Source organism: Hyphococcus sp. (assembly GCF_965267305.1).
Taxonomy (GTDB): domain Bacteria; phylum Pseudomonadota; class Alphaproteobacteria; order Caulobacterales; family Parvularculaceae; genus Hyphococcus.
Window position 1 is genome coordinate 3491174 of record NZ_OZ253945.1, and the last position, 20726, is coordinate 3511899.

General features: G+C 60.9%; 21 protein-coding genes. 14 read left to right on the forward strand and 7 right to left on the reverse strand.

Annotation, left to right across the window (positions count from 1 at the left end; genetic code table 11):
* The first annotated feature begins 34 nt into the window (after positions 1 to 34).
* From hppD to ACQY5P_RS16890, 3 genes are all read left to right on the forward strand, one after another.
* On the forward strand, positions 35 to 1102 hold the full coding sequence (hppD, locus tag ACQY5P_RS16880) for a 4-hydroxyphenylpyruvate dioxygenase (RefSeq protein WP_428408038.1): 1068 nt from the start codon (positions 35 to 37) through the stop codon (positions 1100 to 1102).
* 9 nt (positions 1103 to 1111) lie between these two features.
* Positions 1112 to 1594 (forward strand): MarR family winged helix-turn-helix transcriptional regulator, encoded by a 483-nt coding sequence (locus ACQY5P_RS16885; RefSeq protein ID WP_428408039.1) that lies wholly within the window; start codon positions 1112 to 1114, stop codon positions 1592 to 1594.
* 65 nt (positions 1595 to 1659) lie between these two features.
* Positions 1660 to 2604: an alpha/beta hydrolase gene (locus ACQY5P_RS16890; protein ID WP_428408040.1), complete on the forward strand. Its 945-nt coding sequence runs from the start codon at positions 1660 to 1662 to the stop codon at positions 2602 to 2604.
* A gap of 56 nt (positions 2605 to 2660) precedes the next feature.
* Here ACQY5P_RS16890 and ACQY5P_RS16895 read toward each other — a convergent pair whose 3' ends face one another.
* Positions 2661 to 3392 carry a methyltransferase domain-containing protein gene (locus ACQY5P_RS16895; RefSeq protein WP_428408041.1) on the reverse strand — a complete coding sequence of 244 codons (732 nt, stop codon included), beginning with the start codon at positions 3390 to 3392 and terminating at the stop codon, positions 2661 to 2663.
* 155 nt (positions 3393 to 3547) lie between these two features.
* Between ACQY5P_RS16895 and ACQY5P_RS16900 the strand changes: the two genes are divergently transcribed.
* Positions 3548 to 4387, forward strand: coding sequence for a glycosyltransferase family 2 protein (locus tag ACQY5P_RS16900; protein WP_428408042.1), 840 nt, complete (start codon positions 3548 to 3550; stop codon positions 4385 to 4387).
* Here the strand turns inward: ACQY5P_RS16900 and ACQY5P_RS16905 are convergent.
* The 3 genes from ACQY5P_RS16905 to cutA form a co-directional block, all read right to left on the reverse strand.
* Positions 4384 to 5628, reverse strand: coding sequence for a glycosyltransferase (locus ACQY5P_RS16905; protein WP_428408043.1), 1245 nt, complete (start codon positions 5626 to 5628; stop codon positions 4384 to 4386). The two genes, ACQY5P_RS16900 and ACQY5P_RS16905, sit on opposite strands and share 4 nt — an antisense overlap.
* Before the next feature lie 712 nt (positions 5629 to 6340).
* A complete protein-coding gene (gene msrA / locus ACQY5P_RS16910) occupies positions 6341 to 6823 on the reverse strand; it encodes a peptide-methionine (S)-S-oxide reductase MsrA (protein ID WP_428408044.1) in 483 nt (160 codons plus the stop codon).
* A gap of 63 nt (positions 6824 to 6886) precedes the next feature.
* Positions 6887 to 7213 (reverse strand): divalent-cation tolerance protein CutA, encoded by a 327-nt coding sequence (gene cutA, locus ACQY5P_RS16915; protein ID WP_428408045.1) that lies wholly within the window; start codon positions 7211 to 7213, stop codon positions 6887 to 6889.
* A gap of 130 nt (positions 7214 to 7343) precedes the next feature.
* Between cutA and queC the strand changes: the two genes are divergently transcribed.
* From queC to ACQY5P_RS16935, 4 genes are all read left to right on the forward strand, one after another.
* A complete protein-coding gene (gene queC, locus ACQY5P_RS16920) occupies positions 7344 to 8060 on the forward strand; it encodes a 7-cyano-7-deazaguanine synthase QueC (protein ID WP_428408046.1) in 717 nt (238 codons plus the stop codon).
* On the forward strand, positions 8057 to 9250 hold the full coding sequence (locus ACQY5P_RS16925; RefSeq protein WP_428408047.1) for an MFS transporter: 1194 nt from the start codon (positions 8057 to 8059) through the stop codon (positions 9248 to 9250). Before queC ends, ACQY5P_RS16925 begins: the two co-directional genes overlap by 4 nt.
* Positions 9251 to 9338: 88 nt before the next feature.
* Positions 9339 to 9785: an SRPBCC family protein gene (locus tag ACQY5P_RS16930; protein ID WP_428408048.1), complete on the forward strand. Its 447-nt coding sequence runs from the start codon at positions 9339 to 9341 to the stop codon at positions 9783 to 9785.
* On the forward strand, positions 9772 to 10104 hold the full coding sequence (locus tag ACQY5P_RS16935; protein ID WP_428408049.1) for an ArsR/SmtB family transcription factor: 333 nt from the start codon (positions 9772 to 9774) through the stop codon (positions 10102 to 10104). The genes ACQY5P_RS16930 and ACQY5P_RS16935 overlap by 14 nt, the downstream gene beginning before the upstream one ends.
* 12 nt (positions 10105 to 10116) lie before the next feature.
* Here the strand turns inward: ACQY5P_RS16935 and ACQY5P_RS16940 are convergent, their stop codons facing one another.
* Positions 10117 to 12387 carry a CHASE2 domain-containing protein gene (locus ACQY5P_RS16940; RefSeq protein ID WP_428408050.1) on the reverse strand — a complete coding sequence of 757 codons (2271 nt, stop codon included), beginning with the start codon at positions 12385 to 12387 and terminating at the stop codon, positions 10117 to 10119.
* A 163-nt stretch (positions 12388 to 12550) separates the two neighbouring features.
* Here ACQY5P_RS16940 and ACQY5P_RS16945 point away from each other — a divergent pair, with 163 nt between their 5' ends.
* From ACQY5P_RS16945 to ACQY5P_RS16965, 5 genes are all read left to right on the forward strand, one after another.
* Complete coding sequence (locus ACQY5P_RS16945; RefSeq protein WP_428408051.1) at positions 12551 to 13687, forward strand: MlaE family lipid ABC transporter permease subunit; 1137 nt, start codon at positions 12551 to 12553, stop codon at positions 13685 to 13687.
* On the forward strand, positions 13684 to 14472 hold the full coding sequence (locus tag ACQY5P_RS16950) for an ABC transporter ATP-binding protein (protein ID WP_428408052.1): 789 nt from the start codon (positions 13684 to 13686) through the stop codon (positions 14470 to 14472). The genes ACQY5P_RS16945 and ACQY5P_RS16950 overlap by 4 nt, the downstream gene beginning before the upstream one ends.
* Positions 14473 to 14489: 17 nt before the next feature.
* Complete coding sequence (locus ACQY5P_RS16955; protein WP_428408053.1) at positions 14490 to 15413, forward strand: MlaD family protein; 924 nt, start codon at positions 14490 to 14492, stop codon at positions 15411 to 15413.
* Positions 15410 to 16030 carry an ABC-type transport auxiliary lipoprotein family protein gene (locus ACQY5P_RS16960; RefSeq protein ID WP_428408054.1) on the forward strand — a complete coding sequence of 207 codons (621 nt, stop codon included), beginning with the start codon at positions 15410 to 15412 and terminating at the stop codon, positions 16028 to 16030. Before ACQY5P_RS16955 ends, ACQY5P_RS16960 begins: the two co-directional genes overlap by 4 nt.
* Positions 16031 to 16122: 92 nt before the next feature.
* Complete coding sequence (locus ACQY5P_RS16965) at positions 16123 to 16587, forward strand: hypothetical protein (RefSeq protein ID WP_428408055.1); 465 nt, start codon at positions 16123 to 16125, stop codon at positions 16585 to 16587.
* Between the two features lie 3 nt (positions 16588 to 16590).
* Here ACQY5P_RS16965 and ACQY5P_RS16970 read toward each other — a convergent pair whose 3' ends face one another.
* Both ACQY5P_RS16970 and ACQY5P_RS16975 read right to left on the reverse strand, forming a co-directional pair.
* On the reverse strand, positions 16591 to 17187 hold the full coding sequence (locus ACQY5P_RS16970; RefSeq protein WP_428408056.1) for a YdeI/OmpD-associated family protein: 597 nt from the start codon (positions 17185 to 17187) through the stop codon (positions 16591 to 16593).
* A gap of 23 nt (positions 17188 to 17210) precedes the next feature.
* Positions 17211 to 19625, reverse strand: a complete 2415-nt coding sequence (locus ACQY5P_RS16975; RefSeq protein ID WP_428408057.1) for a hypothetical protein — start codon at positions 19623 to 19625, stop codon at positions 17211 to 17213.
* Positions 19626 to 19889: 264 nt separating this feature from the next.
* Between ACQY5P_RS16975 and ACQY5P_RS16980 the strand changes: the two genes are divergently transcribed.
* On the forward strand, positions 19890 to 20654 hold the full coding sequence (locus ACQY5P_RS16980; protein WP_428408058.1) for an ion transporter: 765 nt from the start codon (positions 19890 to 19892) through the stop codon (positions 20652 to 20654).
* The last annotated feature ends 72 nt before the right edge of the window (positions 20655 to 20726 follow it).

The window sequence follows — 20726 nt, forward strand, 5'->3', positions numbered from 1 at the left end:
CTCCAAAATCACAACCAGCCCGAAAGGAATAGCCATGGCCGACCTATTCGAAAACCCGATCGGAACCGACGGCTTCGAGTTCGTCGAATATACGAGCGGAAATCCGGATGAACTCGCCGCGCTGTTCGAGCGCCTCGGCTTCACGGCGGTGGGCAAGCACCGGTCGAAAGACGTCATCCATTACCGTCAAGGCGACATCAACTTTCTCCTGAACCGCGAAAACTCGGGTCAGCCTGAAGTTTTCAGGGGCATGCACGGCGCCGGCGCCAACGCCATGGCGTTCCGCGTGAAAGACGCGCAGCACGCCTTCAAGGAAGCGGTGAAGCGCGGCGCGAAACCCATCGAGGCGAAAGCCGGCCCCATGGAATTGAACATTCCGGGCATCGAAGGCATCGGCGGCCTCAACGTTTATCTCGTCGACCGTTATGGCGCGCGCTCCATTTACGATGTGGATTTCGAGCCCATCGAAGGCGCGGACCCCGCGAAGAACGACATGGGCCTCACCTATATCGACCATTTGACCCACAATCTCCATCGCGGGAATATGGATAAATGGGCGGCGTATTACGAAGACATCTTCAACTTCCGCGAAATCCGCTATTTCGACATCGAGGGCAAAATGACCGGCCTTGTTTCGAAAGCGATGACGAGCCCCTGCGGCAAGATCCGCATCCCGCTCAATGAAAGCCGGGACGACAAGTCCCAGATCGAGGAGTTCCTTCAGCGCTATAATGGCGAAGGCATTCAGCATATCGCGCTCGGAACCGGGAACATCTACGAAACGGTCGAAGCGCTGAGAAAGCGCGACATTCCGTTCCAGGACACGCCCGACACCTATTATGAAAAGGTCGAGGAACGCGTGGGTGATCATGGCGAAGACCTTGAGCGCCTCAAGAAAAACAGGATCCTCATTGACGGCGCGCCGACGCAAGGGCAGGGGCTTCTCCTGCAAATCTTCACGCAGGATGCGATCGGCCCGATTTTCTACGAGATCATTCAGCGCAAGGGCAATGAAGGCTTCGGCGAAGGAAACTTCAAGGCGCTGTTCGAATCCATCGAAGAAGACCAGATCCGCCGCGGCGTTCTGAAAGCATCTGCGTAAGGGCTTCTTATGACCGTCGCCTGCGTCTCGCGTAAGACCAAGCCCGGCGCCAAGCGCAAGCTCATTCTCGATCAGTTTGCGCCTTACCGCATTGTCGCGCTCGGTCATGCGATTTCCGGCTGGCTCGCGCGCGCCTATCGCGACGAGAACATCACCATTCCCGAATGGCGCGTTCTCGCCGTGATCGGCGAGGCCGAACGCGTCGCCGCGCGTGACGTCGTCAAACGCACGCCCATGGACAAGATGACGGTCTCCCGCGCGGTGGCGAGCCTTGAGCAAAAGGGCTTCGTCAACCGCGCCCCCGATGCGGCGGACAGGCGCGTCTCCATGCTGTCTCTGTCGGGCGAAGGCCGCAAAGTGTTCGACCGCGTCGCAGCGCTCGCCCTTGAATATGAAGACGACCTTCTCTCGATTCTCGAGCCGGAAGAGGCGGCGGCTTTCCGTCTGGCGCTCGAAAAGCTTGAAGCCCGCGCCAGCGAAAACGAACAATAACTCCTGACCCTTCCCAAATCGCGTCTGTCTTCATAACCTCACGCAAGGTTAGATGGGGTTGTTTGATGGTTTCTGTCTTGCGGTCATGGGTGGGCGTGAGTGTTTTATTGTGTCTCGCCTCCGCCTGCGTTTCCTTTCCGGAAGCTCCGCCTGCGCAATTCGCGCCCACCTTTGAAGAAGACGGCTTTCACTCCATCGACGGCGCGGTGCTGGGCCTACAAAATTGGCAGGCGGAAAATCCCAAGGCGATTGTCGTGGCGCTCCACGGCATGAACGATTATTCGCAGATGTATGACGACCCGGCTGAGTTTTGGAGCGCGCACGGGATCACCACCTACGCCATCGACCAGCGGGGGTTTGGACGGTCGCCGCAGTTCGGTCATTGGGCGGGCGAGGAAACAATGATCGCCGATTTGCGCGCTGGGGTCGCCGCCGCGCGGACAAGACATCCCGGCCTTCCGGTTTTTGTCATTGGCCACTCCATGGGCGCGGGCGTCATTCTCGCCGCGGAGGCGGAAGCGCCGCTCGGCGCCGACGGGATCATCCTTGCGGCGCCCGGCGTCTGGGGCGGCGCTGCGCTCCCCGTTCCTTATCGTGTCGGCGCCAATGTGGCGGCGACCTTCGCGCCGGGAAAAAAGCTCACCGGCGAACGAGCCGAGCGTCAGGCGACGGACAACATAGAGGCGTTGCGGGAAATGGCGCGCGATCCCCTCGTCATCAAGGAAACCCGCCTCGACGCCATTCTCGGCGTCACGCGCGTCATGGGCTCGGCCTATGGCGGCGCGGACGAAGTGCGCGGCGCGATTCTGTTTCTCATGGGCGAGAAGGATGAGATCATCCCCTTAAAAGCCATGGAGAAGACCGCCATGCGTCTTTCCGGCGACGTCACTTTCCGGCGCTATCCCGATGGGTGGCACATGCTGTTCCGCGACCTTCAGGCTGAGAAAGTCTGGCGCGATGTGGCGGACTGGATCGATAGCCGAATTGATGCGCCGCACGATCGACATTAGGCCCGACCGCCGGCTTTCCCGACCGAGATGACGAAGTTTTCACACTTCCGGCGGCGTCAGTCCTCACGCCATTCATGATCCGGCTTTTTGCCTTGCAGCAGTCTTGAGACTTTGCTTGCGACCGGTTCGGTTTTGCGCATCCATGCGCCCGGATGGATCATCGCGCGTCCGCCCCAGTCCTCTAGGCCGCCGGTGTTCAGCCGCACAGCGCCGTCGGCGAACAACAGAATGTTCTGTTTGTACCAGGACGCAATCCGGTCGTCTTCCCAGACAAGGGGGCGCAGAACGTCGAACAGGAAATATCCATAGGTCTGGAAACGCTCGATCCAGTAAGCCGGCCATTGTTCGTTGACATGACCTGTTCCTCCCTGCCGCGGCAACGCCGCGGAAAACAGCACCAGACTTCCATGCGCCGTCAGCGTGTCAACGAAGCTATCGGCTTTGTCAGGAGCAATATGTTCGGCGACTTCAAGGCTTATGACGAGATCGAAGCGCCGCTTCAGATCGAATGGCGCCGACAGATCGTGTCCGGCGAAGCGCTCTCCCGGTATGAACATTTCCGAATTCGGAACATCCGGATGATCGACGCCGAAAATCTCCGCCCCGGGAAAAACCTCTCCGGCCGCTTTGAGCCATCCGCCGGCGCCGCAACCCACATCAAGGACAGAGGCGACATTCCCCACAATCGGCTTTAGCGCAGCCAGCACCAGCGCCGCGCTCGCCAGGCTCCCTGCTTTCTGATTGGCGTAAAAGGCGGCGTCATAATTCTGTTTTAGTTTTGTCGTCATGATGAGCCCAAAGAAAACTGAACTGCTTGGCGTCGCAGGGTCGCTAAAGCGAGCGTTTTACCCTTTTCTTGCAAAGCCGCTATGGGTGATCCTTGAGGGCGGCGCAAGTTTGTGCGGGTTCGCCGCTTCGCGCCGGCCGCGTCACGGAGCCGCTGATGACATCTCGTGAATCTCTCCTGCGCTGGTCTGTCGTCGTTCCTTATTACAATGAGCTGGATTATCTCCCGGCGATGCTCGCTTCGCTCAAGGCGCAGTCCTTGCGTCCATTTCGGCTGATCCTGGTGGACAATGCCTCGACGGACGGTTCGGCCGAGGCAGCGCGCGCGGCGCTTGCCGGGGCGGACGGCATTGAAGCGGTTTTTATCCATGAAGCGACGCCAGGCCAGGCGGCGGCGCTGGAACGGGGCATCGCGGAAGTCTCGACTGAGTTCACGGCGATTTGCGACGCCGACACGGTCTATCCGCCTGATTATCTGGAACAGGCGCAAAAGCGTTATGACGCAAACGGCTATGACGCCGCGGCTGTGCTCGCCACAGCGCTTTACGATGCGCCGGAAAGCTTCGACAGCGCGCTGCGGCGCCTGAAAATGCGCATCGTGCCCCATCTCTTGCGGGACCAGTGCCATGCCGGCGGTTATGCGCATACATTTCGCACCAAGGCGCTGAAACGCGCCGGCGGTTACTCCCGGAAGATCTGGCCCCACTTGCGCAAGGATCACGAACTGATTCATCGCGTCTGGAAGGAGGGGCGCGTCATCCACGATCCCAATCTCTGTTGTTTTGCGAGCGACCGCCGCAGCAGCGCGGTGGAAAAGCGCTGGACGCTGTTCGAGCGGGTTCTCTATCACGCCACGCCTTTCTCTCTCAAAGACTGGTTTTTCTACCGCTTTCTCGGGCCCCGCATGGCGGCGCGCGCCCATGATGAATTGCGTCTGCGCGACCGGCCCTGGGAAGAAAAAGCGGCTGATACCGTTCCGGTTGCAGAGCGCGCCTAACTCGCTTGCGCGCGCGAATTCTGCGGCTGCTCCAGAAGTTCCGGGAGCTCCTTGCCCGTGCGGTTCTTGAGCGCTTCGGGGTAAATTCTAAAGAGAAGCGTCTCGAAAGTCTTAGGCCAGGAGAAGTTGTCCCTCGCATGCGCTCGCGCCCGGTCGCCGATGCCGGAAAGGCGGTCCATCCACACGGCGGCGATATTGGCGCTCATAGCATCAGCATCGCCGCAAGGGCCGAGACGTCCGAGTGATGGCGGCACGCGATCGATCATGGCGCCCGCCCTGACGCCGACGACTGGCAGGCCCGCCGCTTGCGCTTCGATGACGGAAACGCCGAAGGTTTCATTCTCCATCGCCGAAACATAGATATCCGATGAGGCGAAATAGGCGGCGAGCGTTTCCCGGTCATCGACAAAGCCGGGGAAATGGATGTTTTCGCCGGCGGCGCATTCTTCGGTCAGGGCCAGCCGGTCCTTGCCGTCGCCAAGCATGACGAGCCCGGCGTTCCAGCTTGGCGGCAGCTTGCGGAATGCTTCGACCACAAGGCGCGCTTTTTTCTCATGGTCGATGCGGCCGGCATATACGAGCAGGGGCGCTGTCGGACCGACGCCGAGTTTTGCGCGCAATTCCTCGCTGCGCCGGGCTTTGTCGAAAAGGCTCGTGTCTGCGCCGAGAGTCAGGATCTTCGGTTCTTCAATGCCGAGGGCGCCGAAATGTTCAGCGGCCATTTGGGTCAGCGTGTAGAACGCATCGAAACGGCTATAGACGCTCGCTGCGTATCGATAGGCAAGCCGCCTGACTTGCCGCGCGACATAGGCGCCTGCTCGCGGCGCCAGATAACGCTCCACATAGACCGTTGGAAAATCAGTGTGATAGCCAGCGACGAGCGCCGTTTCAGGATGGCGCCGCCGGTAATAAAGCGCCGTCCAGGGAAGATTATAGGCATCCTGGCATTCAATCACATTTGGGCGCGCTTCGCGTAACGCTTTGAGAACGGCGTTCGTGCGGATGAGAAGCCTGTAATTGGGGCTGCCAGGCACTTGCGGAGAGGCGATTTCGATCGTTGTCGCGCGGCCGTCGCGGATGATCCGGTCGCGTTCTCCGGGCACGATCAGACAATGATTGGCGTCCGTGCGTTCCAAAATGAAGCGGCGCTTTTCGAGAAGGTATGTTTTAACGCCGCCGCCCTTGGCGGAGTAGGATTGCGTAAGATCGCAGAGCGTTAACGCCCCCGGATGTCCTGACACAAAATTCGCCCCGCGTATTTTTACGCTAACTCTTAAGGCTTTCTGGGCTCGGCGTAGCGTTGGCTTCAAGGGAAGTTTTTGTGACAAAAGCGCAATAGATGCGTGCAAAGGTAAAAAGTAATTTCATAAAATCCTCCCCATACGGAATAATGTGAATGAAAATACGATATTGGGTCGTTCAAATTTTTTCTTGAGCAGGTGAGGCGCATGTGGTGCGCAGCGCAATTTTTGCTTAGCTTTTCACGCGAATGTCATATGCAGGCGCCATCCTGAAAATGACGAATCGGATGGGGCCGCGGGATGCCTTTGAAAAAAACATTTGATCGCTTGGGCGACGCTTTGGGGCTCGTCATATTACTGACGGGACTGTTATTCGGCGCCAATATTCTCAGGGAGAGACGACGCGGCGTTCCTGCTGAGCAGCGCAATTTTCATAGAAAACTGCGCTCATCTGCTGCGCCGCGCCGTTCCCTGAAGCCGGCTGTCTGAGTTTTCGATTGTGAAAACAGAAACGCCGCAGGCGCGCTGAAGCGTTGCCGCGGCGTTTGTGTTTTACAGCGTGAAACTCAACGTTCGGCACGCCTCACCCGTTGCGGCGGATCGAGCCCCGGCGATTTAGTGAGGGAGCAGCGCCCGGTTGCCTTGGAGGGCGTGTTTGCCTCCTGCAACAGTGCAATCGGTTCGCGAATATGCTTAATGATGTCTTTGTCGCTTAGCGTGGCGTGATATGACAGGCGCCGCCGCCATTCTTCTCGAAATATTGCTGGTGATATTCCTCGGCGCGCCACCATGGGCCTAGAGGTTCGATCTTTGTGGCGATGGGGCGCGGATAGCGGCCGGACGCGTCTTCCGCCGCGCGGGATTTTTCCGCCGCTTCGCGTTGTTTCTCGTTGAGAGTGAAAATCGCCGTGCGGTACTGGTCGCCCACATCGGGGCCCTGACGGTTCACCTGGGTCGGGTCGTGGCTCGCCCAGAAAATGTCGAGCAATTTTTCATATGAAACGATGGCGGGGTCGAAATCGATCTTCACCGCCTCGGCGTGGCCGGTGCCCTTGGCGCAGACTTCCTTGTAGGTGGGGTTCTCGGTGCGCCCGCCTGTATAGCCGACTTCGGTGGCGGTGACGCCGTCCGTGTCGCGAAAGACCTGTTCAACGCCCCAGAAGCAGCCAGCGGCGAATACAGCAGTCTCGGTCATATAGCTCTCCAGTCTCTTTGAGCAGATCATAAAGGGCCGACAGGGCCCTGCCGCAAGCCCTCTTCACGCTTTTGTGGCGGTGCGGATCCAATCGAGAAAGCTGGGGCTGGACCCGTCGGCGGAAACGGGGAGGGCGGCGACGCAGGGCTCCCCGTAGGGGTGAAGCGCGATGATGCGGTCCCGGGCGGCGTTCGCGGCCGCTGTCGTGGTTTTGACGATCAGCGGCGTTTCGAGGCCGATTTCGACCTTGCCCTCCCATTCATAGACGGAACGCATTTCGGCGTGGATGTTGACGCAGGCCGCGAGTTTTTCCTCCACCAGCGCGCGGCCGATCCGCGCCGCGGTTTCAGCGTTCGGGGCGGTGACGTAGAGAAAGACAATTCCGGACATTTGCGCCTCCCTATATTCGCACCTGTCTATATTCGCGTCTCCTGGGCGGGGCCCATTGCGAGGCCGGCGGCGCCGGCCTACACAGCGGGCGGCAGCAGCAAAGGCCGCGATTCTCGCGCGCTTCAGGAACATGCGCAAGCTCGACCACACCCGCGCCCTGGTTCTCTTTTCCGGCGGGCAGGACTCCTCGATTTCCCTCGCCTGGGCGCTGGACCGCTACGCCCATGTGGAGACGATCGGCTTCAATTATGGCCAGCGTCATGCGATCGAGCTCGGCGCCCGCCGCGCCGTCCTGAAGGCGATGAAAGACGCCTTTCCGAAATGGGCGGGGAAGATTGGCGACGATGCGCTGGTGGACGCGGCGGGGCTCAAGGACCTCGGCGAAACCGCCATGACCCATGAGACGGAAATCGCCTACGGCAATGACGGCCTGCCCAATACCTTCGTGCCGGGACGAAACCTCGTTTTTCTGGCGCTCGCCGGGGGGCTCGCCTATCGCCGCAATCTGGGCGTCCTTGTCGCGGGCATGTGCGAGGCCGATTACTCCGGCTATCCCGACTGCCGCGAAAGCGCGCTTGCCGCGCAGACAGAAGCCTTGCGTCTCGGCATGGATGCGAATTTCGAATTGGAAACGCCGCTGATGCATATCGACAAGGCGGAAAGCTGGCGCCTTGCTGAAAAGCTCGGCGGTGAAAAGCTGGTGGCGCTCATCAATGAGCACAGCCACACCTGCTATCGCGGCCTGCGCGCGACGCGTCACGAATGGGGCTATGGCTGCGGCGAGTGCCCCGCGTGTCAGCTGCGCGCCAAAGGATGGGCCGGCTATCGCTGCGGCGAGGTTTATTGAACTCCTCAACGGATAAGGGAGCGGGCCATAAATACGCCGGACCGCTATACGCAATCTACTATGGCGGGCAGTTCGTCCTGCTCGGCTTTCAGCTGCCATTCTTTGCGGGATGGCTTGCGCTGCAAGGCTTCGATCCCGCTGAAATCGGCTGGATCACCGGCGCGTCGCTGATTGCGAGGCTGCTCTTCGGGCCGTTCGTCGCTTACTGGGCCGATCATCAGGCGGACGAGCGCCGCTCCTTGCGCATCATCACTTTTTTCTTCGCGCTCGGCGCCGCCGGATTGCTCATAGGGCCGAACAAAATTCTGATCGGCGCCTCGGCGGCGCTGATGATGTGGTGTTTTGGATTGCTGGTGCCCCTGACCGATACGGCGGTCTTGCGCGCCGACCGCAATGGCTGGCTGCATTACGGCCAGACGCGGGCGGCGGGATCGGTTTTCTTCCTTGCCACCAATATTCTGGGCGGCGCGCTGCTCGCGAAGGCCGGAATTATCGCGGCGGCGCCGGCCATGGCCATCGCAGCTTGTTTTGCGTTTCTGATGACATTCCTGTTGCCGGCCGGCGCGGGCGGGCGGGGCGGCGCGAAACCAGTGTCGTGGCGCGAGGCGCCGAAACTCATCTCCAATCGGGTGTTTCTGATTGCGCTCGCAGCGGCGGGACTCATCCAGGGCGCGCATGCTGTCTATTACGCCTTCTCCTTTCTGCGCTGGGAACAACTCGGTTACTCAACGCTGGTCATTGGATTTCTCTGGGCGACCGGCGTCATTGCCGAAATAATCCTCCTGACACGCGCGCGCGGACTGGCGAGACGTTTCGGCCCGGCGACGATGCTCGCCACCGGCGGCGTCGCAACGGCCTTGCGCTGGACTATCATCGGGCTTGAGCCGCCTTTGCCGGTTCTTTTCGCTGTGCAGATTTTGCACGCGCTGACCTTCGCCAGCGCCTATCTCGGCGCCATCGAATTTCTTGACCGTGCCGTTCCGTTACGGCTGGTCAACACCGGCATGACCATCATGTCGACGACGGGCGTCGGCGCCGTCACCGGCGTCGCGACAGTTGTCGCCGGCTATGTCTGGGACAGCGCCGGTCCCGCATCGGCCTATTTCATGATGGCCGCCATGGGCGCCGCCGCGTTTATATTGGCGCTGTTGCTGCGGCGGTTGTGGCACGGCGGCAAGCTGTTTGATTAGCGCGGGTCGGGCATCCTTCATATGCACAACTGAAGAGTTGCGTATTTGCGGTCGCGCTATATGCTAAAAGGCAACCTGGAGGTTGCGCATGGAGAATCGCATCATCAAAACGGTCGAGTTGAAGGCCCCGGTTTCCCGCGTCTGGCAAGCGCTTACGGATTATGAGCAGTTCGGCGCATGGTTTCGCGTGAAGCTGGACCAGCCGTTCGAAGTTGGGGGCCTTTCGACAGGCCAAATGACATATCCCGGCTGTGAGCATATGCCGTGGCGGGCGGTTGTCGAGCGGATGGAGCCCGAACGGCTGTTTTCGTTCAGCTGGCATGATTTTGACGAAACATCAGGCGTTGATGTGGCGGACCAGCCGACCATGCTCGTCGAGTTCAGGCTGGAGCCGATTGAGGGAGGAACGCGGCTGACGATTACGGAAAGCGGCTTTGAAGCGCTGCCCGATCCGCGCCGACTTGAGGTCCTTCGTGGCAATAAGGAAGGGTGGAATATTCAGGCGCAGAACATTGCGGATTATGTCTCGTCGTGAATTGTCCGCTGCGCGCGCGGCGCCGGTATTTGCCGCCCTTGGCGACGCCACAAGATTGTCCCTGGTGTCGCGTCTCTGCGACGGGCGCGCCTATTCCATCACCGAGCTTGCATCCGGCACGAAGCTGACGCGGCAGGGCGTGACTAAACATCTGACCACGTTGCGGCGGGCAAAAATTGTTATGAGCCGCCGTTCAGGCCGCGAAAATCTTTATCAACTGCGTGCGGAAAGTCTGGAACTCGCGCGCGATTACCTTGCCCGCGCCTCGCGCCAGTGGGACGAAGCGATCGACCGGCTCAGATCGTTTGTGGAAGACTAACGGCCTTTCCGGCTAACCCCCGGCCGTATGCGCGCCGTCCCAGCCTTGCGGGACGCCTTTTTCCGCGAACTGTTTAATGCGCTCTTCGTAGATGTCGAAAAGCGCGATCTTGGCGCCGGGCGAGGATTTCGCTTTTTCAAGACTGGCGCGCGCCGCCGCCATGTCGCCTGACCGGTAGGAGGCGAGGAGCTGGCGGTGGGCATCGTCAAGTGCGCGGAACGCCTTCGACGATTTGATGAACGGATTGCCGATCAGGGCATAGATGGAAACTGGGCGTTTCTCGCCGCGCAGCTTCAGCTTGTCGAGCTCTAGAAACGCGAAGTGGTGGTGCGTCTCTTTATAAACCTGCTCGTCGCAGATCATCGCGGGGCCGTAATATTCCGACTGGCTGCGCAGGAATGCAGCGCGGTCGACGGCGGGGCCTACGGCGGAATAGCGGTTGTTGCGGCCATGGCCCATGGGGCCGACGAAGCAAGGACCCGTCGCGATGCCGATGGCGAGATGGATCTGCAGCCCGCGCGTGCGGCTAGACGCGTCGAGATCGGCGTTGACCTTGTCCATGCTTTCGATCAGGCGCAGCGCGGCGGCGCATCCCGCCTGAACATGGTCGGCGCTTTCAAGGGGCGCATTGAAATAAGCGAAAAGCCTGCCGCCCTCCGCCTGATCGGCCGCGCCGCCGGCGTCGATGATGGTCTGGCGAAGATCGAGAGACGCTGCGGCGAGCAGCTTGGTAATGTCGTCGGGCAAGTTCTCCATGGTGCGGAGATCTTCGTCCGCGATGCGCAATTCGCAGGCGAGGACGGTGATTTCGCGGCGCACGCCTTTCAGGAGGTCGCTGCCTGCATCCTCGCGCAGGCGCTTCATCGCGGGTTCCGGAAGCGTGTCATGGAACGAGCCGCGTAAGTTATCGTCGCGCAACACGCCGCCAATGGACTTGCCCCCCGCCACGGACAAGGCGCCCAGGAACATCGCGACAGCCGGCGGAATGGGGTTCAAGAGCAGATTGCCGAACGCGAAAGCCATATAGGCGCCAAGCAACAGGATGACGGAGGCGAGCGCTGCAAATCCCGCTGCTTTCCAGAATTCGAGCCTCTGCGCCGTCATGATCGCCGCTGCGCCGAAGAGCATGACGGCGAGCGCTTCGATATAGCCGGCCCAGCCCGGGCGTTTGGGCGCTTCGCCGGAAAGAATTTGCGCCGCGGTCAAGGCGTGCGCGGCGGCGGGGGACATCATCCCGCGCGCAGTGCGCACCGGCGTTCCGAGTTCTTCATTGAGACCGATAAGGACGACGGCGTCTTTCAGTTGCGGATTGGATCCGGCGAGCGTCGCCGGCGCGCCGTTGAAACCCGAAAGCAGCCGCGATGCGGAAGTCGACGGCACGGAAGTGCTTTTCGGCAGGTAAAGCCGCAGCGATGTCGTGTCCGACACAGGCAATGCGTGGCCGCCGACAGAAAGCTTTTCAACGGTGCGTCCCTGCGCGCTCGCGCCCGATGCGCTGATTGCCGCCGTCACTTGATCGTCGCCGGCCGCGAGCCGTGCGGCCTCGAGCGCAATCGACGGCGCCGGCGTCCCATCGAGGGACCAGAGCAGCGGCGCGCGGCGCAACACGCCGTCGCTGTCCGGCGTCAGCGAGGAGACGGCCGGTCGCGCGGCGTTCGCGAGGTCGGAATTGATGGCGTAGAAATAGCGCGCGGCGGGCAAGGCGAGATAATCGGCGCCGCTGATGGAGAGCCAGCCGGCGTTTTGCGTATCTGTTCGCTGGAAGGATGAGGCGCGGTTCGGGTCGGCCGGGGCTGTCAGGGAGACGGCAACGGCGCCGTCGGTTTTCCGAAAGGCCTCCGCAAGACGTTCATCGGTACGGGGTAAAAGGGCGAGCTGCTGTGCGAAAACTTCGTCCCGGGCGCCCGAAAGCCAGAATTCGCCAATGGTTTCCGGCGAAAGGGGGTCGGGCGCATCCACCGGCTCCACCAGGATGACCCCCTTGGCCCCGGCGGCGTCCGCCGCCTCGACGAGCCCCGCCAGCATGGTCCGCGGCCATGGCCATGGCCCGACGGCGTCGACGCTCTCTCGGTCTATGAGAACAAGGTGGAAGTTTTCCACAGCATTGCCCTCAGCAGTGTCAAGTCGTTGAAAATAATCGAAAAGCCGCTCGCGCCAGCGGGCGTCGGGCGATTGCGCGCCGGCCAGGGCGCCGAGAGCAATCACCGCCAGCGCGCCCGTCACCAACAGGAGCGGCAGCGCCGTCAGCCACTGAAACGGCTTCGAAAACATGCGTCTGGTCAAGAAAGACCCTTTCCACTCAACCGGAATAAGGGCTTAGGCCTTCGGTCACGGCTTGCAAGCCCCTATTCAGGATGAATTTATTATCCTGTTCTAAACCATAACACTGCAAGGGCTGGGCCTGTTTTCGATGCCGGGCCATCAGTCCCTTAAGGAAGCGTTAACCATGACGGATTCGGCGGCGCATTTCGATATTGATATGAGTGAGGGGACCTTGAAACTCGTCCCCCACGGCGACTGGCGCGCGCGCTTTCTCGGCTCGCTCGACGACGCGCTTCGCGATTTCGCCGATGATTCGGTGGGCCGCGATCTCGTGATCGACATGTCCGGAGTGGACCGCCTCGACACGGTCGGCGCGATGATGCTCCAACGCACCATGCACAGCTGCACCAATCGCGGCGCCGCGTCGAAATTCACCGGCGCCAGCGAAGCGCATTCGGCGCTGCTCGCGCAGGTCGAGAATCATTTGCAGCCCTGTCATGTGGAGCCGGCCCACGGCAACCCTTTCGTCGCCGTCGTTGAGCGTCTCGGCCGGGGCGTCGTCGACGCCTATTACGCCGCGCTCGAAGTGATGAGCTTTATCGGGTTGACGCTGGCGACGGCGATCCGCGTTCTCTCCAATCCGACGAAGATGCGCTGGACCTCCACGGTCTATCACATGGAAGAGGCCGGAATGAACGCGATCCCCATTGTCGGGCTGATGTCGTTTCTGATCGGCGCCGTCGTCGCCTTCATGGGCGCAAAAATCCTGCGTATGTTCAACGCCGATATTTTCACGGTCGAACTGGTGGGCATTTCGGTGTTGCGCGAATTCGGCGTGCTTTTAAGCGCCATCCTCATCGCCGGGCGCTCGGGAAGCGCTTTCACGGCGCAGATCGGCTCCATGAAGATCCGCGAAGAGATCGACGCCATGCGGGTTCTCGGGCTCGATCCCATGGAAGTTCTCGTCCTGCCGCGCGTTATCGCCCTTGTTGTCATGCTGCCGGTGCTCGCCTTTTTCGCCGCCATGCTGGGCATTCTCGGCGGCGGCCTCGTCGCCTGGCTCGCAATGGAGATTTCGCCCGCGCTTTTCATCTCGCGGTTTCAGGAAACCATGGTGATCGAACATTTCCTCGCGGGGCTCATCAAGGCGCCGTTCTTCGCCTTCGTCATCGCGGTCGTCGGATGTTTCCAGGGAATGGAGGTGGAAGGCAGCGCCGAGTCGCTCGGTCAGCGCACGACGCTTTCCGTCGTGCAGTCGCTCTTTCTCGTCATTCTCATCGATGCGTTCTTCGCCATGTTCTATTTGGAGATCGATTTTTGACGGATGAGAACAAGGCATATGAACATGTCATCGAAGTCGAAGGGCTGAAAACCCAGTTCGGCGATTTCGTCGTGCATGAAAACCTCGATCTTGACGTGCGCCAGAATGAAATCATGGGCGTCGTAGGTGGATCGGGCACGGGCAAATCTGTGCTGATGCGCGCGATCATCGGTCTGAAACGCCCAAGTGCGGGTGACGTCCATATTTTCGGCGAAGATTACTACAAGGCGGGCGACCGGGAGCGCGAAGCGATTGAGCAGCGCTGGGGCGTTCTCTTCCAGGGCGGCGCGCTCTTTTCCTCGCTCACTGTCGCCCAGAACGTCATGGCGCCGATCAGGGAGCATCTTAAGCTTCCTGAAGAATTGGCTAAGGACATCGCGGCGCTAAAGATCTCCATGTCCGGCCTGCCGGAAGAAGCGGGCGCGAAATACCCTTCCGAACTGTCAGGAGGGATGAAGAAGCGCGCCGGCCTCGCCCGGGCGCTCGCCCTCGATCCGGAAATCGTTTTCCTCGATGAGCCGACGGCGGGCCTCGACCCCATCGGGGCGGCCAAATTCGACGAGCTCATCGTCAATCTCAAGGAATCCTTAGGGTTAACAGTGTTTATGGTGACCCATGATCTTGATACGCTGCATGCGACCTGTGACAGGGTGGCGGTGCTTGCCGAAAAGCGGGTCATCGCCTGCGGCCCCCTCGACGAGGTGCGGCGCGCCGATCATCCGTGGATACAGGAATATTTTGCCGGGCCGAGGGGAAGGGCCGCACTCGCCGCAAAGGCGAGCTAGGGGATGAGTAGAGTTCGATGGAAACGCGCGCCAGTTATGTAGTCATCGGCTCTGTCGTTCTTGCGGCGATTGCTGGCGTATTTTTGTACATCATCAGCGTCACCAAGTCCCAAGGCAATTTCGACGAATACGATGTGATTTTCACCGAACGCGTTTCGGGCCTTTCGGTGGGCGCCGCCGTGCGTTTCAACGGCATCCAGAAGGGCGAAGTCGAAACGCTTTCCATCGATCCTGACGATCCTTCCATCGTGATTGCGCGGGTGCGGGTCGATGAAGACACGCCCGTTAAGACGGATACGAAAGCCGAGCTCGAATTTGTCGGCTTTACCGGCCTCGCCATCATTCAGTTTGTCGGCGGCAGCCGCGACGCGCCGCTGCTTAAGAATGTGAGCGACATGCGCGTGCCGCAAATCTCGGCCGACATGTCCGGCTTCGGGGCCTTTCTCGAGGGCGGGGGCGATGTGCTGGCGCAGGCGAACCGGCTTCTTTCCGACGAAAACATCAATGGCATTTCCAGCATCATCGCCAATATCGAAACCATGACCGGCGCCTTCGCGGAGAATGAAGACGATATCAAGGCGACGCTGAATAATCTCAACAAGATCACGACTGATCTGGCGAATGTCACTTCGAAACTCGATTCGGCTGCGACAAGCCTTGAAGAGTTTATGGAGAATGACGCTCAGGATGCGGCCGAAGACGTCAAGGCCCTCTTGTCGGAATCGCGCGCGCTGGTGACGGATCTGCGCGCCATCACGAATGAGAACCGCGCGTCGCTGCGTGTGTTCGCCGATCAGGGGCTTGGCCAGGTGGCGCCGGCGCTCGCTGAAGCGCGCCGCCTTATGAAGACGCTGGACACCGTGTTGCGCGAGATCGACCGCGATCCTAATGCTTATTTCTTTGGCGAACGCGCGCCAGAATATTCCGGAGGCGACGAATGACGAAAAAGCTGATCCATGGCTTCGCCGCCATGCTCGCCTTACTGACGGCGGCTTGCGTTTCCGTTCTGCCGGAAGCGGCGCCGCCGAAACCGCGCTTTCATATCGCCGCCGCCGATGCTGACGCTTTAACCGGTGAAGCGCTGCCGTTTTCGCTTGTCGTCGATGATCCGCGCGCGACGCGCGTCTACGACAGCGTGCGCATTGCCGTTGCGACGGCGCCTGGCCGCATCGCCTATCTCGGCGGCGCCGAATGGGCCGACCGCGCGCCGCGTCTGTTCCAGACGGCGCTTGTACAGACTTTTGAAGATGCGGGGCGCATTCTCGCGGTGGGCGACCGCTCGGCGGTTCCGGTCGCAGACCTCGTTCTGCAGACCGACATTCGCCGTATGGAAGTCGATGTGGAGAACGCCGACGCCGCGGTTGTTTCCGTTTACGCGCGCCTTACGAATGGCAAGGGGACGGTCTACGCCGCGAAGAAATTCGACGCGCGCGCGTCCGCCGCCTCGACTGAACCGGACGATGTCTATGACGCCTTTAACGGCGCCTTCAACGAGGTCATATCGGGCATTGTGGAATGGACGTTTGAAACCGGACAGGCCGAGCGCGCGAACTCTTGAAGCCTGCGGCCTGAACCCGAATTCATCTCTATTCATTAGACTTGAGGGCGCCCCGCGCCTAATTTGACGCCAGCCGAAAAGGAGCTGACGTCATGAAAGCGTTTATTCCAGTAGTCAGTGCTGCGTTGTTATTCGTCGCCGCCTGCGGTCCTGCGAATGTCGCAGAAGAAGAAACCGCGGCGCCGGAAGAAAGTGAAATGGCTGACGGAAGAGAGGCGATGGCTTGCCCGGTGATTGACAGCCGCAACTGGTCCGCCTGGGTCAACGCCATGCCGGGCCCTGATGCAAAACTGACCCTGCATGTGACGGGCGAAATCGACCTGCCGACGCCTGGTTATGACATCGCCTGGGAACCCGGCATCGCCGACCGCTCCATGACTCCGGTGCAGCGGCTGATGCTGACCGCGACGCCGCCGGAGGGCATGGCGGCGCAGGTCTTCACAACCGAGACTGTAAAATACGAAGGCCCGGCGCTGGTGAAAACCTATGGCGGCGTCATCGTCCTGTGCGGCGGCGAGCCGCTGGCGGAGATCACTGAAGTGATGGTGGCGGAATAGCCTTCAGCAGTTCTTGTATTTGTCGTTAAGGCCGCCGCCCGCGGCGATCATCGGCAGGATTTTTTCAAGCCGGCGCTCTTTCGTCGCCGCCTGTTTCGCCTCGGCGATGTACTCGGCGTATTCGCGCTGCTTGCCGGGCGTCATCTTGTCGAACGCGGCGCTCGCTTTTTTGTTTTTGGACAGGGCCGTCTTGAGCTCGGTAGGGATCGTCGGAGCGCCCTTTCGCTGCGGCTTCATTTCCTTGCCTTCTTTGGCGAGGGCCGCGGCTTCCTTGACATAAGATTTGATTATGGCGGGTTTGATTTCTTTTGCGTCCGCCATCCGCCATTGGCGCTGGGCCTTGGTGACGCCCTCCTGCGCATTGATGAGAACTTTCTTGTCGTCTCTCAAAAGCGCGCCTTGCGGAAACCAGAGGCAGAAAAAATTTTTGAACGCCGTCAGCCCGACAATATGTTTGCCATCGAGAGTATAAAACGGCGAGCCCCATTTGATTTCTTCATGGAGCCCGGTCGACAGGAGAACCTTGCGAACGGCAAGCAGCTCCTCGCGCCACTGATCTGCGTTTTTGAAATAGCTGTCTGGCGTTTTCGTCTTTTGCATCAGGCTCTCTCCCAGGATCCGCCTTACGCAAAATACCCCACGGTGGCGCCGATTAACAGATAGACCCGGCCGAGCGGCGAGGAGAGATATTCCTCCAGCTCCTCGTCGGCGGTTTCAGATGTTGTGGCGTCTTCCAGCAATTGCTCGAAGCCTTGCAGAAAATTGTGGACGCCGCTTTCGAAATTGCGGTCGCGGCCCGATTCCGAACGGATGCGGCGCTTCACGTCTGCCTCGTTGAGGCGCAAAAGGCGGTTGGCGAAAACATTGCGGTCGCCGCGGTCGAACCGTTCCTGCAGCGCCGGCGGCGGATCGCCGTAAAGCCGCGTCTCAAGTTCCTGAGTGAAATCCTGAAGCCGCGCGATGATGCGGATCGCGTTGTCGGCGGCCTGACGCGCGGCGTCTTCGGCCTCGTCTTTTTTCGCGGCCTTGCCGAGATCGAGCGGCGCGCTCTCATCAGCGGCGTCGAGAATCTCCTTCCACGACACATTGCCTTTCGAGCGCTTCTCGGGATCGGCTTTCGCTTCTTTGCCGAGCGTCAGCGGCGGCTCCTGCGGTTTCGCTTTGCTGGGGCGGCGCTCGGCGATATCGCGCGCAAGCTCATCGAGCCTCGCCGCGCCGTTGGCTTTTTTCGGCTTCGCAGGCGCCGGTTCAGCTGGCGCTGCCGTGACAGGAGGCTGTTTGCGGCGCGAAGCGGCGGAGAGGTCGAGCGTCGCCTGCGCTTCTTCTTCGGCCTTCTTTGCGGTTTCCTGTTCGGCGGCGAGGCGCTCTATCCCCTCGGTCTTTTTCTTTTCCGCCGCCTGGCGGTCGGCGCGCGCCTGCATTTCGTTTTGCGCTTCCGCGAGCCGGGCCGCCGCTTCCTGTTCGCGCAATTGCGCTTCGGCGAGGCGCGAGAGTCGGTCCGTCTGCGAGGCGATCGCTTCGGCGAGGCGGTCGGCGCGCTTTCTCTGCTCGTCGATCAGCGATTCAAGGCGCGCATTTTCCTGTTCCAGCGCGGCGCGCGCTTCGGCCAGCGCCTGGTTGCGCTCTTCAATGCGCGCTGCTTCGGACTCTGAGAACTTCATGGCGTCTTCCGAGGATTTGCGGGCGCGTTCGCCGGCGGCCTCCACATCGGCGGAGGCTTTTTCAGCCGCTTCGCTGGTGCGGCGCGCAGCTTCAGTCACGTCTTCTGCGGCTTTGGTCGCGCGCGTGGCGCCTTCGGTCGCGGCGGCGAGGGCGTCTGCGGTCGACGTTGAAATTTCTTTCAATGCCATGGCTGTCGCATCCTGCATGCGGATGGCTTCCTGGCTGGTCGCCTCGACGACGCCCTTGCCAGCGCGTTCGGCTTCCTGGCGAGCGGCTTCGACGGCGTCTTCGGCGGCCTTGCGCGCTTCATCGGCGACACTGCGCGTGGCAGCGCTGATATTCTCGGCGTTGCGCGCCGCGGCTGCTGCGGCTTCTTGGGCGGCGGCGTTCGCGCGCTCGGTGGCGCTGCGGGTTTCTTCGCTGGACTGGTCGATGGCCTGCGCCGAGGCGCGCATGGACTCGTCCACGTCGCGCAACGCCTCGCGCAGAGACTCGAACGAATTGAACGCGCGCTCCGCCGCGCTCTCAAGGCGATGCAGACGCTCATCGAAATCTTTCTCGGCCTGCAGCGATGTCGATTCCGCCGATTCAAGCGAGGAGATGGCGGCTTTCGCCTTTTCCGCAATCGCCGCGGCGAAACTGTCCGCATGGGCGTTCAGGCTTTCGGTGAGTTCCATCAGGCGCGAGCGTTCGTCGGCGACACGGCCAGCGGCGCCAACCGCTTTCGCTTCGATGGCCTCGCCGGCGATCTCGATCGCCTGCACATGCTGGCGGATCATCGCTTCGACAGAGGCGAGACGGGAAAGGGCGGCGTCGAGCCCCTGATTGAGCGCGTTCACATGTGTCTGCACGACGGCGCCCACGGTCTCCGCATTCTGCGCCGCCGTAATGTCCGGCGTTACAAAGCGCTGCGCCGCCGCGGCGATGGCCTCCGCCGCGCGGATCATTTCGATGAGGCGCGATACCGCATAGCCGATAAAGAGGACCAGCGCCGGAATGATGAACGCGAAGAGAACGGTTTCGATCTCGAAGGCGGCGAACGGGTTCCATGGGCGGTCGGCGCCGGATAGGGCGTTGAGCTGCCGGTGCGCGAACCAGTTGCCGAGCGGCAGGCCGACAAGCGTGGAGAAGAAGACGAACACCGCAGTCATGCGCGCGGCCTGCCAGATCTGGCGGCTCCGCGCGTTCCAGCGCCGTTCATTGGGGGAGATGTAGATCAGCCCGCCACCCTCGCGCGCCGCCGCCTCGCGGGTTTCGGCCTCGACAATGCCTTTGAAGCGCATGCGCGGGGCGTCGTGATCGCCGCCTGCATCTGGCATTGCCTCTTCCTGATCCTTGTCGAGATCGCTCACGTCTTCGCTCACCTGCTGGGCCATCAGGGCCCATCTGCGCCGCAAACGCCCCGCATAGCGGAATTTGTGAAGTCAGCCAATCGTTTGCGGCCGATTGTCGGCGTTTCGGCGACTTTCTAATTGGCAATGATTGCGCGCATCAACAAGGAAAGGGAAGACCTTTGGATTTAACGGGCTTTTGGCCGCTTTTGAGCTGGACAGAATCCACCTAGCAGGTGCTGAGGTATAGAGCGCATCGAGTTTTCCCCAAGCGGCTCGGCCCTGTCTAGGGCTCTTCAGGGCAGGAGTATGACGGAACAAAAGCGGACATCCCTGCAGCAGCTTGTGGAGAGTTCGGCTTTCCAGGCGGTCGTTCTGTCCTTGATCATCGTCAACGCCGTCATCCTCGGCGCCGAAACCTTTGATGCGTTCAAGGGCGCGCCGCTCCTGAAAATCGTCGACCGGATCATCGTCTACGCCTTTCTGGTGGAGATCGGCCTTCGGATCATCGCCTGGCGGGGCACCTATTTCCGCAATGGCTGGAACATTTTCGATTTTCTGATTGTCGCCGTCTCCATCGGCGCGGCGACATCGGGCCTAGCCGCGCTCCGGGCGTTCCGGGTCTTGCGGGTGCTGCGCGTGATCACAGTCATTCCGCGCATGCGCGTTGTCGTCTCCGCGTTGCTCGACTCCATCCCCGGCATCGCTTCGGTCGGCGTCGTTCTGGCGCTGATCGTTTATGTCTTTGCAGTGATCGCCGCCAATCTTTACGGGCCCCAGCATCCGGAGCTTTTCGGCGACGTGTTTGAGGCCATGTACACGCTGTTTCAGGTGATGACGCTTGAAGGCTGGCCCGACATCGCCTCGCAAGTGGCGGAGACCCATAAACGCTCCTGGATCTTTTTCCTGACCTTCGTACTGATCGCAACCTTCACCATGCTCAACCTTTTCGTCGCCATCGTCGTGCGCGTTGTCGAGGAGGATTCGGAACCTGTGGTCGACGAGGTCATCGAGAACCAGCGCAAGATTTTACAGGAGATCGCGGCGCTGAAAGACGAGCTGGCGAAGCGCTGATAAGGCCAGACGCTGCGATCACATCTGCGCCATGATGCATTGCGGCATGAAGGCTCTGTTTCTCCCGCCAGC